This is a genomic window from Erwinia sp. S43 (assembly GCF_016624745.1).
GTDB classification, from domain to species: Bacteria; Pseudomonadota; Gammaproteobacteria; order Enterobacterales; family Enterobacteriaceae; genus Erwinia; species Erwinia coffeiphila.
The window spans coordinates 166,581-182,899 of sequence record NZ_JACVTX010000001.1 but is presented as its reverse complement, the minus strand read 5'-3'; the positions used below and the strand labels follow the sequence as shown (position 1 = coordinate 182,899).

Annotated in this window: 15 protein-coding genes; 6 read left to right on the top strand and 9 right to left on the bottom strand. The window is 57.2% G+C overall.

The features are described from left to right. Position 1: 1 nt before the first annotated feature. Positions 2-448 carry a DUF441 domain-containing protein gene (locus IBT47_RS00870; protein WP_200558720.1) on the bottom strand — a complete coding sequence of 149 codons (447 nt, stop codon included), beginning with the start codon at positions 446-448 and terminating at the stop codon, positions 2-4. Between the two features lie 71 nt (positions 449-519). Beyond that, positions 520-1,446 (bottom strand): AraC family transcriptional regulator, encoded by a 927-nt coding sequence (locus IBT47_RS00865; protein ID WP_200558718.1) that lies wholly within the window; start codon positions 1,444-1,446, stop codon positions 520-522. Positions 1,447-1,566: 120 nt separating this feature from the next. Here IBT47_RS00865 and IBT47_RS00860 point away from each other — a divergent pair, with 120 nt between their 5' ends. Genes IBT47_RS00860 through IBT47_RS00850 form a run of 3 tightly spaced genes read left to right on the top strand, consistent with a single transcriptional unit; the run spans position 1,567 to position 5,725 of the window. Beyond that, complete coding sequence (locus tag IBT47_RS00860; RefSeq protein ID WP_200558716.1) at positions 1,567-3,537, top strand: TonB-dependent receptor; 1,971 nt, start codon at positions 1,567-1,569, stop codon at positions 3,535-3,537. Beyond that, positions 3,534-4,541 (top strand): methyltransferase domain-containing protein, encoded by a 1,008-nt coding sequence (locus tag IBT47_RS00855; protein ID WP_200558714.1) that lies wholly within the window; start codon positions 3,534-3,536, stop codon positions 4,539-4,541. The genes IBT47_RS00860 and IBT47_RS00855 overlap by 4 nt, the downstream gene beginning before the upstream one ends. Further along, positions 4,538-5,725, top strand: coding sequence for an MFS transporter (locus tag IBT47_RS00850; RefSeq protein ID WP_200558713.1), 1,188 nt, complete (start codon positions 4,538-4,540; stop codon positions 5,723-5,725). The genes IBT47_RS00855 and IBT47_RS00850 overlap by 4 nt, the downstream gene beginning before the upstream one ends. On the opposite strand, the gene IBT47_RS00845 is transcribed toward IBT47_RS00850, so the two are convergent. From IBT47_RS00845 to guaD, 3 genes are all read right to left on the bottom strand, one after another. Next, a complete protein-coding gene (locus IBT47_RS00845) occupies positions 5,726-6,358 on the bottom strand; it encodes a hypothetical protein (protein ID WP_200558712.1) in 633 nt (210 codons plus the stop codon). It lies immediately after the preceding gene. 52 nt (positions 6,359-6,410) lie between these two features. After that, positions 6,411-8,555: a peptidyl-dipeptidase Dcp gene (gene dcp, locus IBT47_RS00840; RefSeq protein ID WP_200558711.1), complete on the bottom strand. Its 2,145-nt coding sequence runs from the start codon at positions 8,553-8,555 to the stop codon at positions 6,411-6,413. Between the two features lie 105 nt (positions 8,556-8,660). Next, positions 8,661-9,992: a guanine deaminase gene (gene guaD / locus IBT47_RS00835; RefSeq protein ID WP_200558710.1), complete on the bottom strand. Its 1,332-nt coding sequence runs from the start codon at positions 9,990-9,992 to the stop codon at positions 8,661-8,663. 479 nt (positions 9,993-10,471) lie between these two features. On the opposite strand from guaD, the gene ydfG reads away from it, so the two are divergent. After that, on the top strand, positions 10,472-11,218 hold the full coding sequence (ydfG, locus tag IBT47_RS00830; protein ID WP_200544760.1) for a bifunctional NADP-dependent 3-hydroxy acid dehydrogenase/3-hydroxypropionate dehydrogenase YdfG: 747 nt from the start codon (positions 10,472-10,474) through the stop codon (positions 11,216-11,218). 80 nt (positions 11,219-11,298) lie between these two features. Here ydfG and IBT47_RS00825 read toward each other — a convergent pair whose 3' ends face one another. Next, entirely contained in the window at positions 11,299-11,628 is a 330-nt protein-coding gene (locus IBT47_RS00825; protein WP_105595496.1) for a YnfA family protein, read from the bottom strand. Between the two features lie 135 nt (positions 11,629-11,763). On the opposite strand from IBT47_RS00825, the gene IBT47_RS00820 reads away from it, so the two are divergent. Together IBT47_RS00820 and IBT47_RS00815 are read left to right on the top strand one after the other, a co-directional pair. Further along, complete coding sequence (locus tag IBT47_RS00820) at positions 11,764-12,111, top strand: DUF1283 family protein (protein ID WP_105595497.1); 348 nt, start codon at positions 11,764-11,766, stop codon at positions 12,109-12,111. 144 nt (positions 12,112-12,255) lie between these two features. Continuing rightward, positions 12,256-12,555 (top strand): DUF1161 domain-containing protein, encoded by a 300-nt coding sequence (locus IBT47_RS00815; RefSeq protein WP_370569394.1) that lies wholly within the window; start codon positions 12,256-12,258, stop codon positions 12,553-12,555. Between the two features lie 47 nt (positions 12,556-12,602). Here the strand turns inward: IBT47_RS00815 and IBT47_RS00810 are convergent, their stop codons facing one another. The 3 genes from IBT47_RS00810 to IBT47_RS00800 form a co-directional block, all read right to left on the bottom strand. Further along, on the bottom strand, positions 12,603-14,057 hold the full coding sequence (locus IBT47_RS00810) for an MDR family MFS transporter (protein WP_200558709.1): 1,455 nt from the start codon (positions 14,055-14,057) through the stop codon (positions 12,603-12,605). A gap of 252 nt (positions 14,058-14,309) precedes the next feature. Beyond that, entirely contained in the window at positions 14,310-14,975 is a 666-nt protein-coding gene (gene bioD, locus IBT47_RS00805; RefSeq protein WP_105595500.1) for a dethiobiotin synthase, read from the bottom strand. Between the two features lie 119 nt (positions 14,976-15,094). Next, the gene (locus IBT47_RS00800) at positions 15,095-16,312 is read right to left on the bottom strand and encodes an ROK family protein (RefSeq protein WP_200558708.1); all 1,218 of its coding nucleotides are present in this window, start codon (positions 16,310-16,312) and stop codon (positions 15,095-15,097) included. Positions 16,313-16,319 lie beyond the last annotated feature (7 nt).

Below are 16,319 nucleotides of genomic sequence, written 5' to 3'. Positions count from 1 at the left end.
TTCAGAACTTACCAATCAGCAGCGAAACCAGACCGGCCGCAATCAGGGGCCCGACCGGCACGCCGCGAAACAGTGAAACGCCAATAATGGTGCCAATCAGCAGTCCGCCGACGATGGTCGGCTGGCTGCTCATCAGCGAAACGCCGCGCCCACCGACCCATGAAACAAAAATTCCCACCGCAATCGCCAGCAGGGATTTCCAGTGCAGGAAGGAGTGCAGCAGCGTGCTGGAGGGCAGAGAACCGCTGGCAATCGGCGCCATCACCCCAACGGTCAGAATAATGATACCAACGGTCACGCCCTGCTTTTCAATCCATGGAAAAGTCTGCTGCAGCGGAGTCAGTCGAATAGCGACCAGCACCAGAAGAGCAATCGTGACAGTGAGGTTATGACTGAAATAACTTAAGGCAGCAAGGAACAGCAGAATCATTAAAGACAGATCGAACATGTTTAATTCCCGGACGACAAAATCGGTAGCAGCATATTGTTATCCCAGCATAAACATTTTTTTCACATCCTCTACTTTTTTTTCCCGGTGACCTCACTGGCCTGGCGACCAAAATAGCGATAAAACGCCACGCTGAAGTTGTTAGCGTGGCGATAGCCCACCTGCCAGCCGGCCTGCGCAACCTGATAGCCCTGTTCCAGCAGACGATGGGCTTTTTCCATCCGCATCTGTAATAGCATTTGACCGGGGGTGGTGTTAAAGCGCTGATGAAAACCCTGTTTCAATTTGTAGTCGCTCAGCCCCACCGCCATCGCCAGCGTACTTAACGAAAACGGCTCATCCAGATGGGCCAGCATCCAGTCACGGGCCTGCTCCAGCTGGAGATCGTCCCTGGGGTGCAGCGGCTTATGCTTCACCTCTTCCACCAAATGCCGCTGCAGGGCCAGTAAATTTAATGCGTGGATCTGTAGCATCAGAGCGTCATTGCCGCCCTGCCTGAGCTGCTCTAACAGCGTGGCCGTTGCCCGACTGTAAGGCGTGAAGGCGTGGTTAACCACGCGACCGGTGGCAAACAGCCTGTCGCAGACCGCCGCACCAAGATAATGACTGACGCTGTCGGCGCTCAGCAGCAGGCGCAGCTGGCTGACCTGTTCACCGCCTCGATAGCGCCGTTCTCCCTGGCTGCCGTGAAAGCTGGTGACGGTAAGCTGGCCCTCGGTAAACTGCGTTTCGCTGCCGTCGCGCCCGCAAAACTGCGAGTTTCCTGCCAGACCAAAAGTCAGCACCAGCATTGGGCGATCGTGTGGGTTGCAGGTTTCCTCTATCAAAGGCCGCACCGGCTGGTAGTTGGAACAGACGACGGTAAAGCCTTCTGCCACCGGATTGAAACGGGAAAGGCAGTGCCCCACCGTGGCAGGCAGTGACCGAATGTTGCCCTGCTGTTCAGCATCCGCCGATGTCAGCCGATAGCTTTGTGTCCCCTGGAAAGCCTGAATCATCACCTTCACCGTTTCACAGACTAAAATCACCGCCTCGCATATAAACGAGGATAATAAGCATTCTCATTATAGATATCATAGTTGCTGACCTTGCGCTATCGACAAACGATGAGGATGAGAATGGCACGATCTTACTGGGGCCTGCTGCTGGCGGCCCCCGGCATGACGGCAATCGCCGCCGACGTACAGAATAATGAGATGGTGGTCACCGCCACCAAAACGGAACTGCCTGCCGTGCAAGTACCGGCATCGCTTTCCGTTCTTTACGGTGAAGATCTTGAAGAACGCCGGGTAGACAGTGTCAGCCAGCTGGCAGCCATGACACCCGGTATGGCATTTCAGCCCTGGGGCCAGGCCGGCACTAACCTTGCGGTGGTACGTGGAGTAACCGGCAGCGGCAGCGGGTTTAACTCGGCCATGCTGCTCAGCGAAGACGGTGTGCCCCTGCTGGCCGGACAGGGTTTTGATAATAATTTCCTCGACGTCGATCGCGTGGAGATCCTGCGCGGGCCGCAGTCATCGCTTTACGGCCGCAATGCCGAAGTCGGGGTCATCAACGTTGTCACCCGCACGCCGGATAATCTACAACGCGGTGAAATTACGGCGATTGCCGGTAGTCGCCAGCGGCAGCAGCTGCGCGGTAGCTTCAGCACTCCGCTGGTTGAGGATCGGCTGTATGCCGCCGTAGCGGGCGAATGGAAATCGCAAAACGGTTACGTTGATAACACTACCACCGGCGGCAAAGCCGACGATCGCGAACGCAATAACGCGCGGATCGTGCTGCGCTGGACGCCGACCGACGCCGACGATATCCGCCTGCGCTACAGCCAGCAGCGCTATCATGACGGCGGCTCGCAGTGGGGACCGGCGGCCAGCCGCGACAGAAAAGTCGCCAGCGGCACCGATTCATGGAACCACTCACAGGCCAGCGTCGCCTCCCTCGACTATCGCCACCTGCTGTCAAACGGCTGGCAGTTCCGTTCCATCAGCGCCCGTACCGATATTCTCGACCGTATTCAGCAGGATACCGATTTCACCGCGCCGGACACGCTGCATATGCAGCGCGATAATCAGTTCACCACCCTCTCTCAGGAATTCCGCCTTCAGGGCGAAAGCAGCGATCATCGCTGGCTGGCCGGGCTGTACTTCGATCGCGACGACAACGATTACCGCTTCGTACAAAAGCTGCCGATGATGTCCACCGAAATGCGCAACGCTCAGATTGGCAATACGCAGGCGCTGTTCGGGGAATGGACGCAGATGCTGGGCGGCCCGTGGAGCGTAACGCTGGGTGGGCGCATTGAGCGCAGCGAAATTGAAATGTCCCCGACGGGGATGGATAAACGCAGCTCCACCTGGCACAACGTCTCGCCGAAAATTACCGTGCAGTATCAGTGGCAGCCCGATCTGCAAAGCTACGCCAGCTACAGCCAGGGCTATCGCGCCGGGGGCTATAATCTGTTTTCACCGGCGACCGACTACTTCCGTTACAACCCGGAAAAAGTACATTCCTGGGAGCTGGGGGTTAAGGGTTTGTCCGACGATCGTCGCCTGCGTTACAGCAGCTCAGTCTACCTGATGGATATCGACGATATGCAGGTTCAGCAGGTGGTCCAGGCCGGTGTGGTGTATATCAACAATGCAGCAAAAGCCCGATCTACCGGCTGGGAGCTGGAAGCCGACTATGCGCTGCTGCCTGAACTGCGCCTGCAGGGTTCACTCGGGCTCAACCATACCCGTTTCTATAACTATCGCGACGGCAGCAACGACTATGCCGGTAATCACAACACCTTCGCGCCGGATGCCACCGCCAGCCTCGGACTGCGTTACGAACATGCCAGCGGTGCTTACGGCCTGCTGCAGTGGCACGGAGCCAGCCATAGCTTCCTCGATGCGGGCAATCAGTATCGTCAGGCCGGTTACGGCGTTGTCGACATGACCCTCGGTTATGCCTGGCGCGACCTGGACGTTTCGCTGTTCGTCGATAACCTGACCGATAAAGAGTATGACGCCGTGGGCTACCTCAGCGGCAGCGTACGCATTTACAGCCCGCCGCGTGAACTTGGCCTGAAAGTGAGCTACAAACTATGACCTTCCCCGTCACGATGATCGACCGGCTGGCCGCCGACAGCGTGCTGGCTGACAGCGTGCAGCTGGCGCTGCAAAACAATCTGTTTGACCACTTACAGAACCCGCTCAGCGCGAGGCAGCTGGCGGAGAAGTTGCAGTGGCATACCGACCCCACTGCGCATCTGCTGGAGCTTCTGTGGAGTTTTCAACTGTTGGATCGACAGCAGCAGCAAGGCGAATCGCTTCTTTATCGCACCGCTTCGGCTGTCATTCCGTACCTCTGCCAGCAGGGCGAACGCTATATGGGTGATGCATGGCGCTACCGCCTTCAGGCGCTGCGCGGATTTGGCCAGCAGCTGGCTGAGACGCTCAAGCAACCGCTGCCAGAATACAGCGAACAGCTGCCGCATGACGCCGCCTGGGCCGCTGCCGCTGGGGGACAAATTGCGCAGGAGCAGCGGGCGCTCACCGCCGATACCGCCTGCGCGATCGCCGCCACCGTGACACGTTTCAACCATCCGGCCAGAATGCTCGATATGGGCGGCGGGCCGGGACTGGTCAGCGCGGCGCTGGCTCAGCGTTATCCGCAGCTGACCGGCGTGGTGCAGGATCTGCCGCTAACCGCCAGGGTGGCACAGGGAAATCTCGTTGCCGCCGGTGTGAGCGATCGTTTCAGCGCGGTCAGCGAACTGGTGGACAGCGACCGCTTCGACATTATCTGGTGTTCCTCGTTTCTGCACTTCGTGGCCGATCCGGCGCAGACGCTCGCCGATCTGTATCGACGGCTGAATCCCGGAGGCGTCTTAATCAGTGCCCACGCACGCCTGGGAGACGATCCGCAGCAGGTTAGCCGGGTTCTGCCCTTCTTCCTGCCGCTGCTGATGCGTGGTAAGCACGTCTTCCACCACCATCAGCTGACGCAGATGCTGACCGAAGCAGGTTTTCGGGTGGAGGATCGCGGTGAACAGCCGTTTCCAATGGCACCGCTGCACATTCACTGCGCCTGGCGTGGAGAACGCTCGTGAGCCGGGCGCTGCTGCAACTGACGTTTTTCTGGTTTAACGTCAGCCTCACGCTGCCGGTCACGTGGCTGATGCTCGGCCTGCCGCTGATCCTGCATCAGCAGGGCTGGAGCGGCCAGCAGCTTGGGCTGTTCCAGCTGGCGGCCCTGCCTGCGGTGATCAAACTGTGGCTGGCGCTGCCGGTGGAACGGGGAAGGCTGTTCCGCCAGCGCTATAAAAGCTGGGGAAGCCTGCTCTGGCTGGGGCTGGCACTGCTGTTTGCCCTGCTCAGCCAGTTCGATTTGCAGCAGAATAAAAGCCTGCTGTTTGCTCTGCTGCTGTGTTGCAGCCTGTTGCTGGCCTGGTGCGATGTGCCGGTCAATGCGCTGGCGATTGCGCTGTTTCACGACGGCGAACAGGCCCGTGCCGGCAGCGTTCGCGCCGCTGCGCTGTTCACCGGCGCGGTGGGCGGCAGCGGCATTATGCTGCTGCTCTGGCAGCACTACGGTTGGGCGCTGCCCTGTCTGCTAATGAGCGCGGCGGCCCTGCTCTGCGCGCTGCTGCTGAGGCTGCTGCCGGAACCGCCCGCCGGGGAATATCGCCGCAGCGAGATGCTTGGCTTTTTCCGGCAGCCGGGAGGAAAAGGCTGGTATCCGCTCTGCATTCTGGCCTTTCCGTTCCTCGGCAGCGGCTGGCTGTGGCTGAAACCGCTGCTGCTGGATGCCGGACTGCCGATGCAGCAGGTGATTATGTGGGTGGGCGTTGGCGGCAGCGTCACCGGTGCGCTGGTCAGCCTGATTGGCGCACGCTGGCTGAACCGAGGCAATGCCAGCACGGCGCTGCCGGGCTGGCTGCTGTTTGCCGGGATTGCGCTGCTGCTGCTGGCGGCAGGAGTCTCGCAAAAGCTTTCCGCAGAGCTGCTGCTGGCAATTTCCACGCTAATGGCCTGTGCCATTGGCGGGCTGTCGGCACTGATGTTTATGCTGATGATGGCGTTCAGCCGCGAGGAAAACCGGGCGGTTGATTATGGTATCCAAGCCAGCCTGTTTACCCTGTCGCGGCTGAGCGTACCGCTGTTTAGCGGACTGTTGCTGGACCGCTTTGGCGGCGGAGTGATGCTGACCACGCTGGCACTCTGCACGCTGGCGGTGGCGCTGTATGCCTGGCTGCAACGGCGGACTATTGCGGCCAGGCTGGTACAGTCGTAATCAGGCGAGGCTGTCGATTGCGGCCTGCAGGCTGACCTGCGGGCCGCTCAATACCGACAGCGTGGTATGGATCAGTTTTTCTGCGCCGCTCATGGAGGCCTGAGCCAGAACAATGCAGCCGAGCGCGCATTCCGGCCGCTGGCGAATATAATCGGCGATAACTTGATGATAACCGGCGATATCCCCCTGATTAAACCACGCCCACGCACGCGGGATCAGCTCCACCACCAGACGTTCACCCGGAATAAAGGCGCTGAACAGGCGGGTCGTGGATTCAAGGGTCGAACTGGCGGTACAGAGTACCAGGATAGTGCCGTGATAGCGTGAAGACACTTTAGCCAGCGTGGCATCAATACGCAGCACCGGCTTGCTGAACTCGGTTTCAAATGCCGCCACGCCGAGCGTGGTACAGGTGACGATCACCACATCCGCCTGTTCACACAGTTCGCTGATGGCCTGCCGGGTTGCCAGGGTAATATCGGGCGTCACTTCATTTTGCGCGACAGCGCGCTCAAACAGTTCGCTTTCTACACGGTGCAGCAGTTCAACGTCCGGGTAATCCAGCGCCAGCAGAGCCTGTTCAAAAACGTCAATATTGCTTCTGGCCGCATGCAGACAGGCGACGATGGCCATAATTCTCTCCAGGATGAGTATGGCGGCGCTTTTCACGCCGCCGTTGCAGGTGCTATTTCAGCCCACGATTGTGCAGCATCGGTTCGATTTGCGGTTCACGCTCCAGCCAGCGGTGGAACAGCTGCTGCAAATCGCTGCTGTTCCCGCGCGAGAGGATCATCTCGCGGAAACGCTGCCCGTTTTCAGCGGTCAGCCCGCCGTGCTGCTCAAACCAGGCATAACCATCGTCCGCCAGCATCTGCGTCCACAAATAAGCATAGTAACCGGCGGCGTAGCCGTTGCCCCAAATGTGCTGGAAATAGCTGGAGCGATAGCGCGGCGGCACCGCAGGCAAATTCAGCCCTTCCTGCTGTAGCGCCCGCTGCTCAATAACGTCAGCCTGCTGCAACGGTTCATCGGCAGCCAGCAGGTGCCAGTGCTGGTCGAGCAGCGCCGCCGCCAGCAGCTCGGTCATATCGTAGCCTTTATTAAATTTACTGGCGGCCTGCATCCGCTCGCGCAGGGCGGCTGGCATCGGTTCACCGGTCTGATAGTGGCGAGCATAGTGGTTAAACACCTGGTTATTACTGGCCCAGTGTTCGTTGATCTGCGACGGGAACTCGACGAAATCGCGCGGCGTATTGGTGCCGGAAAGGCTGGCATAGCGCTGTTCGGCAAAGATGCCGTGCAGCGCGTGGCCGAATTCGTGGAACAGCGTAATGACATCATCCCAGGAAAGCAGTGCCGGATGCCCTTCCGCAGGCCTGGTGTAGTTTGCCACGTTGTAAATCACCGGTTTAGTGCCCAACAGGGTCGACTGCTCAACGAAGTTGCCCATCCACGCGCCGCCGCCCTTGTTATCACGGCGGAACCAGTCGGTATAGAACAGTGCCAGCGGGCTGCCGTCTTTATCCAGCACCTCATAGACTTTAACGTCGGGATGATAAACCGGAATATCCGCGCGCGGTTTAAAGGTGATGCCGAACAGCTGGGTTGCCGCGTAGAACACGCCGTTTTCCAGCACGTTGTTCAATTCAAAATAGGGATTGAGCTGAGCGTCATCAAGATCGTACTGTTCGCGCCTTACCTGCTCGGCGTAGAACAGCCAGTCCCACGGTGCCAGGTTAAAACCGCCGTTCTGACGGGTAATAATTTGCTGGATGTCGTCGGCTTCACGCTGTGCCCGGGCGCTGGCCGCTGGCACAATCTGTCGCATGAAATCCAGCGCGGCCTGAGGGGTTTTCGCCATCTGATCCTGCATTTTCCAGGCGGAAAAGCTGTCGAACCCCAGCAGCTTCGCCTGCCGGGCGCGCACCTGCGCCAGCCGGGCAATGACCTCGCGCGTATCGTTTTCGTCACCCTTCTCCGCCCGCGTCCAGGCGGCGTTAAACAGCGCCTGGCGGGTGCTGCGGTCGTCGATAGACTGAAGCGCAGGCTGCTGCGTGGTGTTTTGCAACGCCAGCAGCCACTGAGCCGACAGACCACGGGCCTCTGCCGCTGCGCGGGCAACGGCAATCTCCGCCTCGTTCAGTCCGGCAAGCTGCTGGCGATCGGTTACAGCCAGGCCTCCGGCTTTGGTGGCGGCCAGCAGCCGACGGGTAAAGCGGCTGCTGAGCGTTGCCGACTCCTGATTCAGCGCTTTCAGCTCGGTTTTTTCCCCATCGCTGAGCCGCGCCCCGGCCAGCTGAAACGCCTGCCAGGTCACTTCAACCAGCCTTAACGATTCATCATCCAGCGACAGCTGATGGCGCTGCTGATACACCGTATCCAGCCGGGTAAAGAGCGCAGCATTGAGGTGAATGTCATCATCCAGCGCGGCCAGCTTTGGGGAAATCTCTTCGTCCAGCGCCTGTAGTGCATCGCTGGTGTTGCCAGCGGTCATCGCGCTGAATACGTTATAGACCCGGCGCAGATTTTCACCGCTATTTTCCAGCGCCAGATAAGTGTTATTAAAATCGGCCGGTGTCGGATTGGCGGCAATGTCAGCGATCTCAGTGCGTTTCAGCTCGATAGCGCTCTCCAGCGCGGTGCGATAATCCTCATCGCTAATGCGATCGAAAGGTGGCGCCTGGTAAGGCAGCGTACTGGCCTGGCTGAACGGGTTAAGCTGGCGGGTGGACATCGGCTGATTCTCCTTAAATGATTCTGCCGCCAGCAGCGATGACAGGCTGGCGCTCAGTGCCACAACTATGGCGTAAATAGCGGATTTGTTGCGCATTTCCCTGCTCTCCTGCTCCCTGTTGCACGCTTTCCAGAATAAACGTGGAATCACGCAGGACGCAATGCCTTACTGCCCACCTGAACCTGCTAATTACGGATTAACTTATGCTGCCTGCCGGGATTTATCACACTGCCACACGCAGCGGCCCTCAACCCAGGTCGCGGCGATGTTGCGGTCATCACCCAGGGTCATCAACACAAACAGCTTTTCCCAGATATCGCGGCTGTTGCCGTGGCGCAGGGTTTGCAGCGCGGACACCGCCGGATCGATCGCCACAAAATCCGCATCTTTACCCGGCATAAAGCTGCCGATATGCCGGTCCAGATCCAGCGCCTTCGCCCCGCCGAGAGTGGCGTGATAAAAGGCTTCACAGGCTGAAAGTTTGTAGCGCTGAAGCTGCCCCACCTTGTAGGCCTCGCCGAGGGTTTGCAGCATATTGAATGTAGTGCCTGCACCAACATCGGTGCCCACACCCATTTTCACCCTTTTCTGCCAGCAGGTTTGCAGATCGAACAATCCGCTGCCGAGGAACAGATTAGAGGTTGGGCAGAAGGCGACAGCGGAATCGGTGTGGTGCAGGCAGTCCCACTCTTCATCTTCAAGGTGCAGGCAGTGGGCAAACAGGCTGCGGCGGCCGGTCAGCTGATACTGATGATAAACATCAAGATAGCCGCTATTTTCAGGGAACAGCGCCTTCACCCAGGCGACCTCCTGCGGGTTTTCGCTCAGATGGGTATGCAGCCAGGTATCCGGGAACTCCTCACGCAGCTGGCGGACTTTTTCCAGCAGCTGCGGTGAGGATGTGGGGGCAAAACGCGGCGTCAGCGCATAGCTCAGGCGACCAACGTTGTGCCAGCGTTCAACCAGCTCGCGCGTCTGCCGATAGCTTTGTTCCGGCGTTTCGGTCAGCGCTTCCGGCGCGTGGCGATCCATCATCACTTTACCGGCGATCAGCCGCATCCCCAGGCCGTGCGCGGCCGAAAATAGCGCGTCTACCGATTCCGGGTGGACAGTGCCAAACACCAGCGCGGTGGTGGTGCCGTTGCTTAGTAGCTGCTGGAGGAAAAATGCCGACATTTGCGCAGAGTGCTGCGGGCAGTGGTACTGACTTTCCACCGGAAAGGTGTACTGATTCAGCCACTCGAGCAACTGCTCGCCAAAGGCCCCGATCATCTCGGTTTGCGGATAGTGAATATGCGTGTCGACAAATCCCGGGACGATCAGCTTGCCACGATAATCCACCAATTCGCAGCCCGGTGGCAGTTGTGAACTCTCCTCCTGCCAGGGGCTGAGGGAAACAATTTTGCCTGCATTAAGCAACAGCAGGCCATCTTCGATGTAGCGCGCGGCGTCTAAAAGTTCATCCGGCGTACTCACCGTACGGGTAATATCGAAAAAACTGCCGCGAATGGCGTGGCTACAGGTTACTGGCATAATTATTCCTTCAAGCACGGCGGAAGATCCGTCCCGCAATTCACGGGAGAGGTGCTGGTTATAGATAAACAAACAGAGTGACCATTCTGTTTCAGAAAAAACATACTCTGCTGTTTTGCAAAAACCGTACCAGTGAGAATAAATAAATTAATCATATTTATCAGTAAGATAAATTAAATTCCGGCAAACATCATATTTTGGGATGATAAAAACGACAGGCAACCGTTTGCTATTTAATGCGCAAACGGTTGCCTGGCATTAATAATAAATACGCTCATCTATCGGACATTATTCGTCTGCTTCCTGGCACCGAAATAACGCAAAGTCCGTCACTTTCGCACCATGCTGGTGCGACATTTTCTTATTAATCATAACCATTCGCTTCTTATCACACCTGCCATGAGATGGTATGGTGATCGGCGCTGCATGGTGGAAATTTCCGGGTTAAGACGCCCAATTTTGTATTGAGGAACAGTGAGATGATCGTATTTGTTACCGGCGCGACCGCTGGTTTTGGTCAGAGCATTACCCGTCGTTTTATCGCGCAGGGTCATCAGGTGATTGCAACCGGCCGCCGTCAGGAACGCCTGGATGCACTGAAGGAAGAGCTGGGTGAGAATGTCTATACGCTGAAGCTTGACGTGCGCGACCGCGCGGGCATCGATGAGGCGATTGCCAGCCTGCCCGCCGAATGGCGCAACATTGACGTTCTGGTCAACAACGCCGGTCTGGCTCTGGGGATTGAACCGGCGCAGCGCGCCAGCCTGGATGACTGGGAAGATATGATCGACACCAACAATAAAGGGCTGGTGTACATGACGCGTGCCATCCTGCCGGGCATGGTGGAACGCAACATCGGTCATATCATCAATCTGGGTTCGATTGCCGGTAGCTGGCCGTATCCTGGCGGCAACGTTTATGGCGCAACTAAAGCCTTCGTGCGTCAGTTCAGCTTCAACCTGCGTACCGATCTGCACGGCACTGCACTCCGCGTGACCGATATCGAGCCGGGTCTGGTGGGCGGCACTGAGTTTTCTAACGTGCGCTTTAAGGGCGATGATGCCCGTGCCGACGGCGTTTATGACGGCGCTGTACCGCTGACGCCGGAAGACGTGACCGAAGCGGTCTGGTGGGTCGCCACGCTGCCAGCGCATGTGAACATTAACGCGCTGGAAATGATGCCGGTGGGTCAAAGCCAGGCCGGTTTACGCGTGCATAAGTCGTAATTTGCTGCGCGTCTCCTGCTCCCGCTTACGGCGGGGGCAGATCCGCAATTCCTCAAGCATTTAAACGTTCTCAGATGCAGCTAAATGGTTTTTCCCCATCCCGCCACGATAATCAGCATTCCGCAGAACGCCACCGCGGCCCCAACCCAGTCCCATGTACTGAGCTTTACACCGTCCACCACCCGCAGCCAGACCAGCGCGGTCACAACATACACGCCACCGTAGGCAGCATAGACGCGCCCGCTCGCCTCCGGATGCAGAGTTAACAGCCAGACGAAAATCATCAAACTTAGCGCAGCGGGCAGCAGCAGCCACGGGGAGCCGCCTTTTTTTAACCAAAGCCAGGGTAAGAAACAGCCAATGATTTCAGCCAGCGCGGTGGCAAAAAACAGTAACGTGGTGGTCAACATACGTGTAAATCTCTCCGAATCCTCAATGAACACACCGGGTCGCTGGTGAGCACTTCGGCGCTGATGATATACTTATTGGCAATATCTGCGCAGCAGTTCTCTTCGCTTCGCGTCTGTAAAGAAAGGAAACCTTTGATGAAATCACTACAACAACGTCTGACCCGCACCACCCTACCACTGGTTCTACTGGCGGCACTGTTTTCCGTGCAGCACAGCGCAATGGCGCGCACTGACCGTCTGGTGATTGAAAACGGCGATAACTCGTTGAGTAAAGAACAGGCTCGCCAGGAGAAAGAACAGTGGGATGATACTCATCGCCTGCGTGGCAAAGTGAACAACCGCGTTGAGAAAGAGTTCGATAAAGTCGATCGCGCCTTCGACACCCGCGACGGCTGCGAAAAAAGCCTGAATGTGAACGCCTACTGGGAACCTAATACGCTGCGCTGCCTGGATCGTCGTACCGGACGCCCGGTTGCACCGTAAGCCTGGTCATTTTTCTGTTCGCCAACTGAATGTGGTAAGAAACGCCCCATCATTAAAAGTGCATCGCTATGGGGCTGACGGTGTTTCACGTTGATGGGCAATTTTTGGCTTATAATTACCGCTGTTCTCACGCAAAAGGATGAAATGATGAAAGGTTCTAAGTGGATATTAACCGCCCTGCTCGTTGCCAGCCCGCTGGCCGTTCAGGCATCTTGCGAAAGCGTCAAGGCTGATATAAGTCAGAAGATCATCAATAACGGCGTGCCAGAATCCGGTTTCTCGCTGGATATCGTCCCTAACGATCAGGCCGAGCAGGCTGGTGGTCAGGTTGTTGGGCACTGCGAGAGCGATACGCAAAAAATCGTCTATAAGCGCAACGGTAACGACAGCGATAACAATGTTCCTGCCAGTGCGGGAACTTCCCAGGACGCACCTGCACAGTAATCCCTTTACCGCTGACCTGAGGCATTAGCCTGGTCAGCGGTCCCTTCCTAATGTGGCTTTTGTACCGGCACCAGCCGCGACATCAGCAGGCTGCCAAACGCAATAATCAGTGACACCACAAACACCCAGTGCAGCGAGTGGGCGATTTCCGTCAGCATCAGATCAAGGTTCGCAGGTTTGAGCTGCTCGCGCCCGGCGGGTGACATCACCTGCTGCACCGGATCGCTATATTGCGGCAGGCGCAGCATCAGGTTGTAGTTCAGCACCGCCCCCATTAGCGCCGTGCCCAGCGCAGAGCCTAACATGCGGCTGAACATCACCGAAGCGGTACAAATCCCGCGGATCTCAAACTGCGCCGTGTTCTGCACCGCAATCAGGAAGGTGGTACTGGTCACCCCCATTCCCGTACCGATGACGAAGGCGGATAATCCGGCATACCATACCGGGCTTTCGCGATGCAAAATCAGTAGCATCGCCGTACCCGCTATCAGCAACAGCGAACCCAGCTGAGCGGTAAATCGGTAAGAGGTGTGCTGCATCAGCCTGCCGCTTAGCGTACTGGCCAGCGGCCAGCCAATCGACATCATCGCCAGCGCACTCCCTGCCTGCAGCGGTGTACCGCCGTTAACGCCCTGAATCCAGGTGGGAAGGAATGCACTGATCCCCATCATCGCCGCACCGATCAGCAGGTTGCCTACGTTACCCGCCAGCAGCGTTCTGGTGCGCCAGATAGCCAGGGGAAACAGAGGCTCGCCCGAGTAACGTTCGTGGCGCAACAGTCCCCATCCGGCCAGCAGCGCAACGGCGCTTAATACCAGTGTCCAGTAGCCAAGCGACTCGGCCTGTAACAGTGCGGTTAATAGCGCGGTAACGGTCAGCATCAACCAACAGCTGCCGGTGAAATTGATACGCCGATCGGTTTTTTCCCGGCTTTCCGGGAAAAAACGCACCAGCAGCAGCATCGAAATGATACCAATTGGCACGTTAACCCAGAAAACCAGCGCCCAGTTAAAGTGCTGCACCAGCCAGGCACCGGTCAGTGGCCCGACAATCGCCGCTACGCCCCACACGCTGGAAAGCCAGCCCTGCACGCCTGCACGCTCTTTTGGCGGATAAACGTCGGCGATAATCGTTGAGGTCAGCGGCATAATAGCCCCGGCCCCCAGCCCCTGGAAGGCGCGGAACAGGATCAGCCAGCCCATGCTGCTGGCAAACCCGCAGAGTATCGAGCCCAGCAGGAACAGCCCGGCACCGATAAAAAACACGCGCTTGCGGCCCCACATATCGGCAAGGCGGCCATAGATAGGTACGGTGACCGCCTGGGTCAGCAGATAAATAGAGAAAACCCAGCCAAACTGCGAAAAACCACCCAGTTCAGTGATGATCGTGGGCATCGCCGTGGCGACAATGGTGACCTCAATGGCAGCCATAAACATCGACAGCATGCAGGCAATCAGCACCCAGTGGCGCCGGGTTACGGCGTTAATTGTATTTTCTGACATGGGATTCCTTTTCGTTGCTTCCCTGCTAAGTGTGTACCAAATCCTGTCGTGGAGTTTTCGTATTGTGCGTTTTAGCTGGTGACAACGTCACATAAATTCCAGAGTTTTGATTAGCTCAGCGCGCGAAATCACGATAATTAAAACAACATCCCGCCAGGATAGTAAACGAAAACAATGGCTTTTTGCGGCATGGATTCAAAGAAGAGTATAGCCGGGGCGAACTCTTTAAGCGGTTCGCCCACGTTATCTGGCTTATAAGTTCAGGGGAGAGAGATCGAAATAGCGCGACAGATCGCGGGTTTCTGCACGTGGTAAATAAGGAAGCTCACCCAACAGCGGTGCGGGGATCTTATCCTGTAAGACGTTGATAATTTCTGCGTAGTGCGCAAGGCCTGGATTAATTCGGTTAGCCACCCAGCCCAGCAAAGGTAGCCCGTCGTTCAGTATCGCCTGTGCGGTCAGTAAAGCGTGGCTGATACAGCCCAGTTTGATGCCAACCACCAGAACGACGGGCATCTGTTCCTGCACCACCCAATCCGAGAGCGGACGTCTGTCGCTCATCAGACTGCGCCAGCCGCCGGTTCCCTCAATGACAATATGGTCGGCCTGCTCATCCAGCGCATGCAGCCCGCTACTTAATGTGGCATAGCTAAACGACTGCAGGCTGGTGCTGATTTCATCATCAAGCAGAGTTACCGGGTTAATTGCCTGATAAGGCAGCTGAAGTGAAGAAGAGGCCTGTAATACCAGGGCATCTTTATTTCTCGGCCCCTCTTCGGTTTGCTGACTACTTTTGGCTACCGGCTTGTAGCCAACGGCATGCTTATCGCCCACCGCCAGCGTTTGAAGCAACCCTCGTGACACTACCGTTTTACCGACTTCAGTATCGGTTCCGGTAACAAATAAACGTTTATACATAAACGGCTCCAGCAGGCCATGTCTGGCCCACAGATAAACTTTTGGGAAGTAATGGAGCGAAAATTGTAGGGCAGCACCTGGTGGTGAAGATTGCGTTGGCGCAATATTTAGTGGATTCGTTATCCCTGCAGTAATTTGATCAGCAGCGAGCCATTGTAGAGCGCATCCTTCACCAGTGCCGCACCGGGCATCGTTCCCTGGTTCTGGAACTCGGTCGGCTCCACGGATAGCGTTGCGCCATAGTCAGGTAACGACTGTTGCTGAATACAGGCATTAATCGCCGGGAATAAAATCGGGTGTGCGCGATTGAGCGGCGAACCTATCAACACTTTTTGCGGATGGAACAGGTTGACCATAATGGCCAGAATACGCCCAATACTGCCACCGACACCGGTGATAATGTCGCAGGCCAGCTGATCGCCGCTCAGTGCGGCATCGCACAGGTTTTCAATCGAAAGCGGCTGATTGTGCAGCGAAGAGCTCATTGATGCCTGCATACGCTGCGCGGCCAGTTCGAGCATGCTTTCCGTACTGGCCACGGTTTCCAGACAGCCGTGATTGCCGCAGTAGCAAAGTTTGCCCCAGGGGTCGACCTGGGTATGCCCTATCTCAACGAGCGTTGCGCCACCGCCGTGCAGCAGTCTGCCGCCGGTGATCACCCCGGCACCAACGTTATGATCGATCACCACTTGCAAAACATCGCTGGCATCGCGCGAGGCCCCAAACAGTGACTCAGCCATGGTCCAGGCGCAGATATCGTGCTGGATGTAGACCGGCAGTCCGGTTCGACGCTCCAGTTCCGGCCCCAGCGGCATGTCATCGACCTGATAAAACGGCATGCGATGCACGATGCCCGCCTGGCCGTTAACTCTGCCTGGTAAGGTAATAGCAATAGCCGTCAGCCGCTCCAGACGGCTCTGGTGGATCACAAAGAATTGATCGATCAGCTGAATAATGCGCTGAAGAAGCGGCTCGGGATCGGCGGGAGGCAGCGCGAACTGCTGTTCAACCACCATTTTGCTGCTTAGATCTCGCAGCGCGATGGTTATCTCACCGTTGCCAATACGAACGGCGAGAAAATGCCAGGCTTCCGTGTCCAGCACCAGGCCAACGGCGGGACGCCCCCGGCTACCGGGTTCCTGGAATTCAGTTTCTTTAACCAGGTGCGCTTCCAGCATTTCACGAACAATCTTGGTAATACTGGCTGGAGCCAACTGCGCTTTTTTGGACAGTTCGATACGCGAAATAGGGCCAAACCGGTCGATAAGCCGATAGACCGCACCGGCATTGGTCTGTTTAATCTGGTCGATATGACCAGGCTGATTGTCCGCAATCACACCCCAG

Excerpts from the sequence above, each read along its gene's own strand:
- dcp (WP_200558711.1), bottom strand. The coding sequence starts at position 8,555 with ATGCGCAACAAATCCGCTATTTACGCCATAGTTGTGGCACTGAGCGCC.
- ydfG (WP_200544760.1), top strand. The coding sequence starts at position 10,472 with ATGATCGTATTTGTTACCGGCGCGACCGCTGGTTTTGGTCAGAGCATT.
- bioD (WP_105595500.1), bottom strand. The coding sequence starts at position 14,975 with ATGTATAAACGTTTATTTGTTACCGGAACCGATACTGAAGTCGGTAAA.
- IBT47_RS00860 (WP_200558716.1), top strand. The coding sequence starts at position 1,567 with ATGGCACGATCTTACTGGGGCCTGCTGCTGGCGGCCCCCGGCATGACG.
- IBT47_RS00820 (WP_105595497.1), top strand. The coding sequence starts at position 11,764 with ATGAAATCACTACAACAACGTCTGACCCGCACCACCCTACCACTGGTT.
- IBT47_RS00825 (WP_105595496.1), bottom strand. The coding sequence starts at position 11,628 with ATGTTGACCACCACGTTACTGTTTTTTGCCACCGCGCTGGCTGAAATC.
- guaD (WP_200558710.1), bottom strand. The coding sequence starts at position 9,992 with ATGCCAGTAACCTGTAGCCACGCCATTCGCGGCAGTTTTTTCGATATT.
- IBT47_RS00815 (WP_370569394.1), top strand. The coding sequence starts at position 12,256 with ATGATGAAAGGTTCTAAGTGGATATTAACCGCCCTGCTCGTTGCCAGC.
- IBT47_RS00865 (WP_200558718.1), bottom strand. The coding sequence starts at position 1,446 with ATGATTCAGGCTTTCCAGGGGACACAAAGCTATCGGCTGACATCGGCG.
- IBT47_RS00810 (WP_200558709.1), bottom strand. The coding sequence starts at position 14,057 with ATGTCAGAAAATACAATTAACGCCGTAACCCGGCGCCACTGGGTGCTG.
- IBT47_RS00855 (WP_200558714.1), top strand. The coding sequence starts at position 3,534 with ATGACCTTCCCCGTCACGATGATCGACCGGCTGGCCGCCGACAGCGTG.
- IBT47_RS00870 (WP_200558720.1), bottom strand. The coding sequence starts at position 448 with ATGTTCGATCTGTCTTTAATGATTCTGCTGTTCCTTGCTGCCTTAAGT.
- IBT47_RS00845 (WP_200558712.1), bottom strand. The coding sequence starts at position 6,358 with ATGGCCATCGTCGCCTGTCTGCATGCGGCCAGAAGCAATATTGACGTT.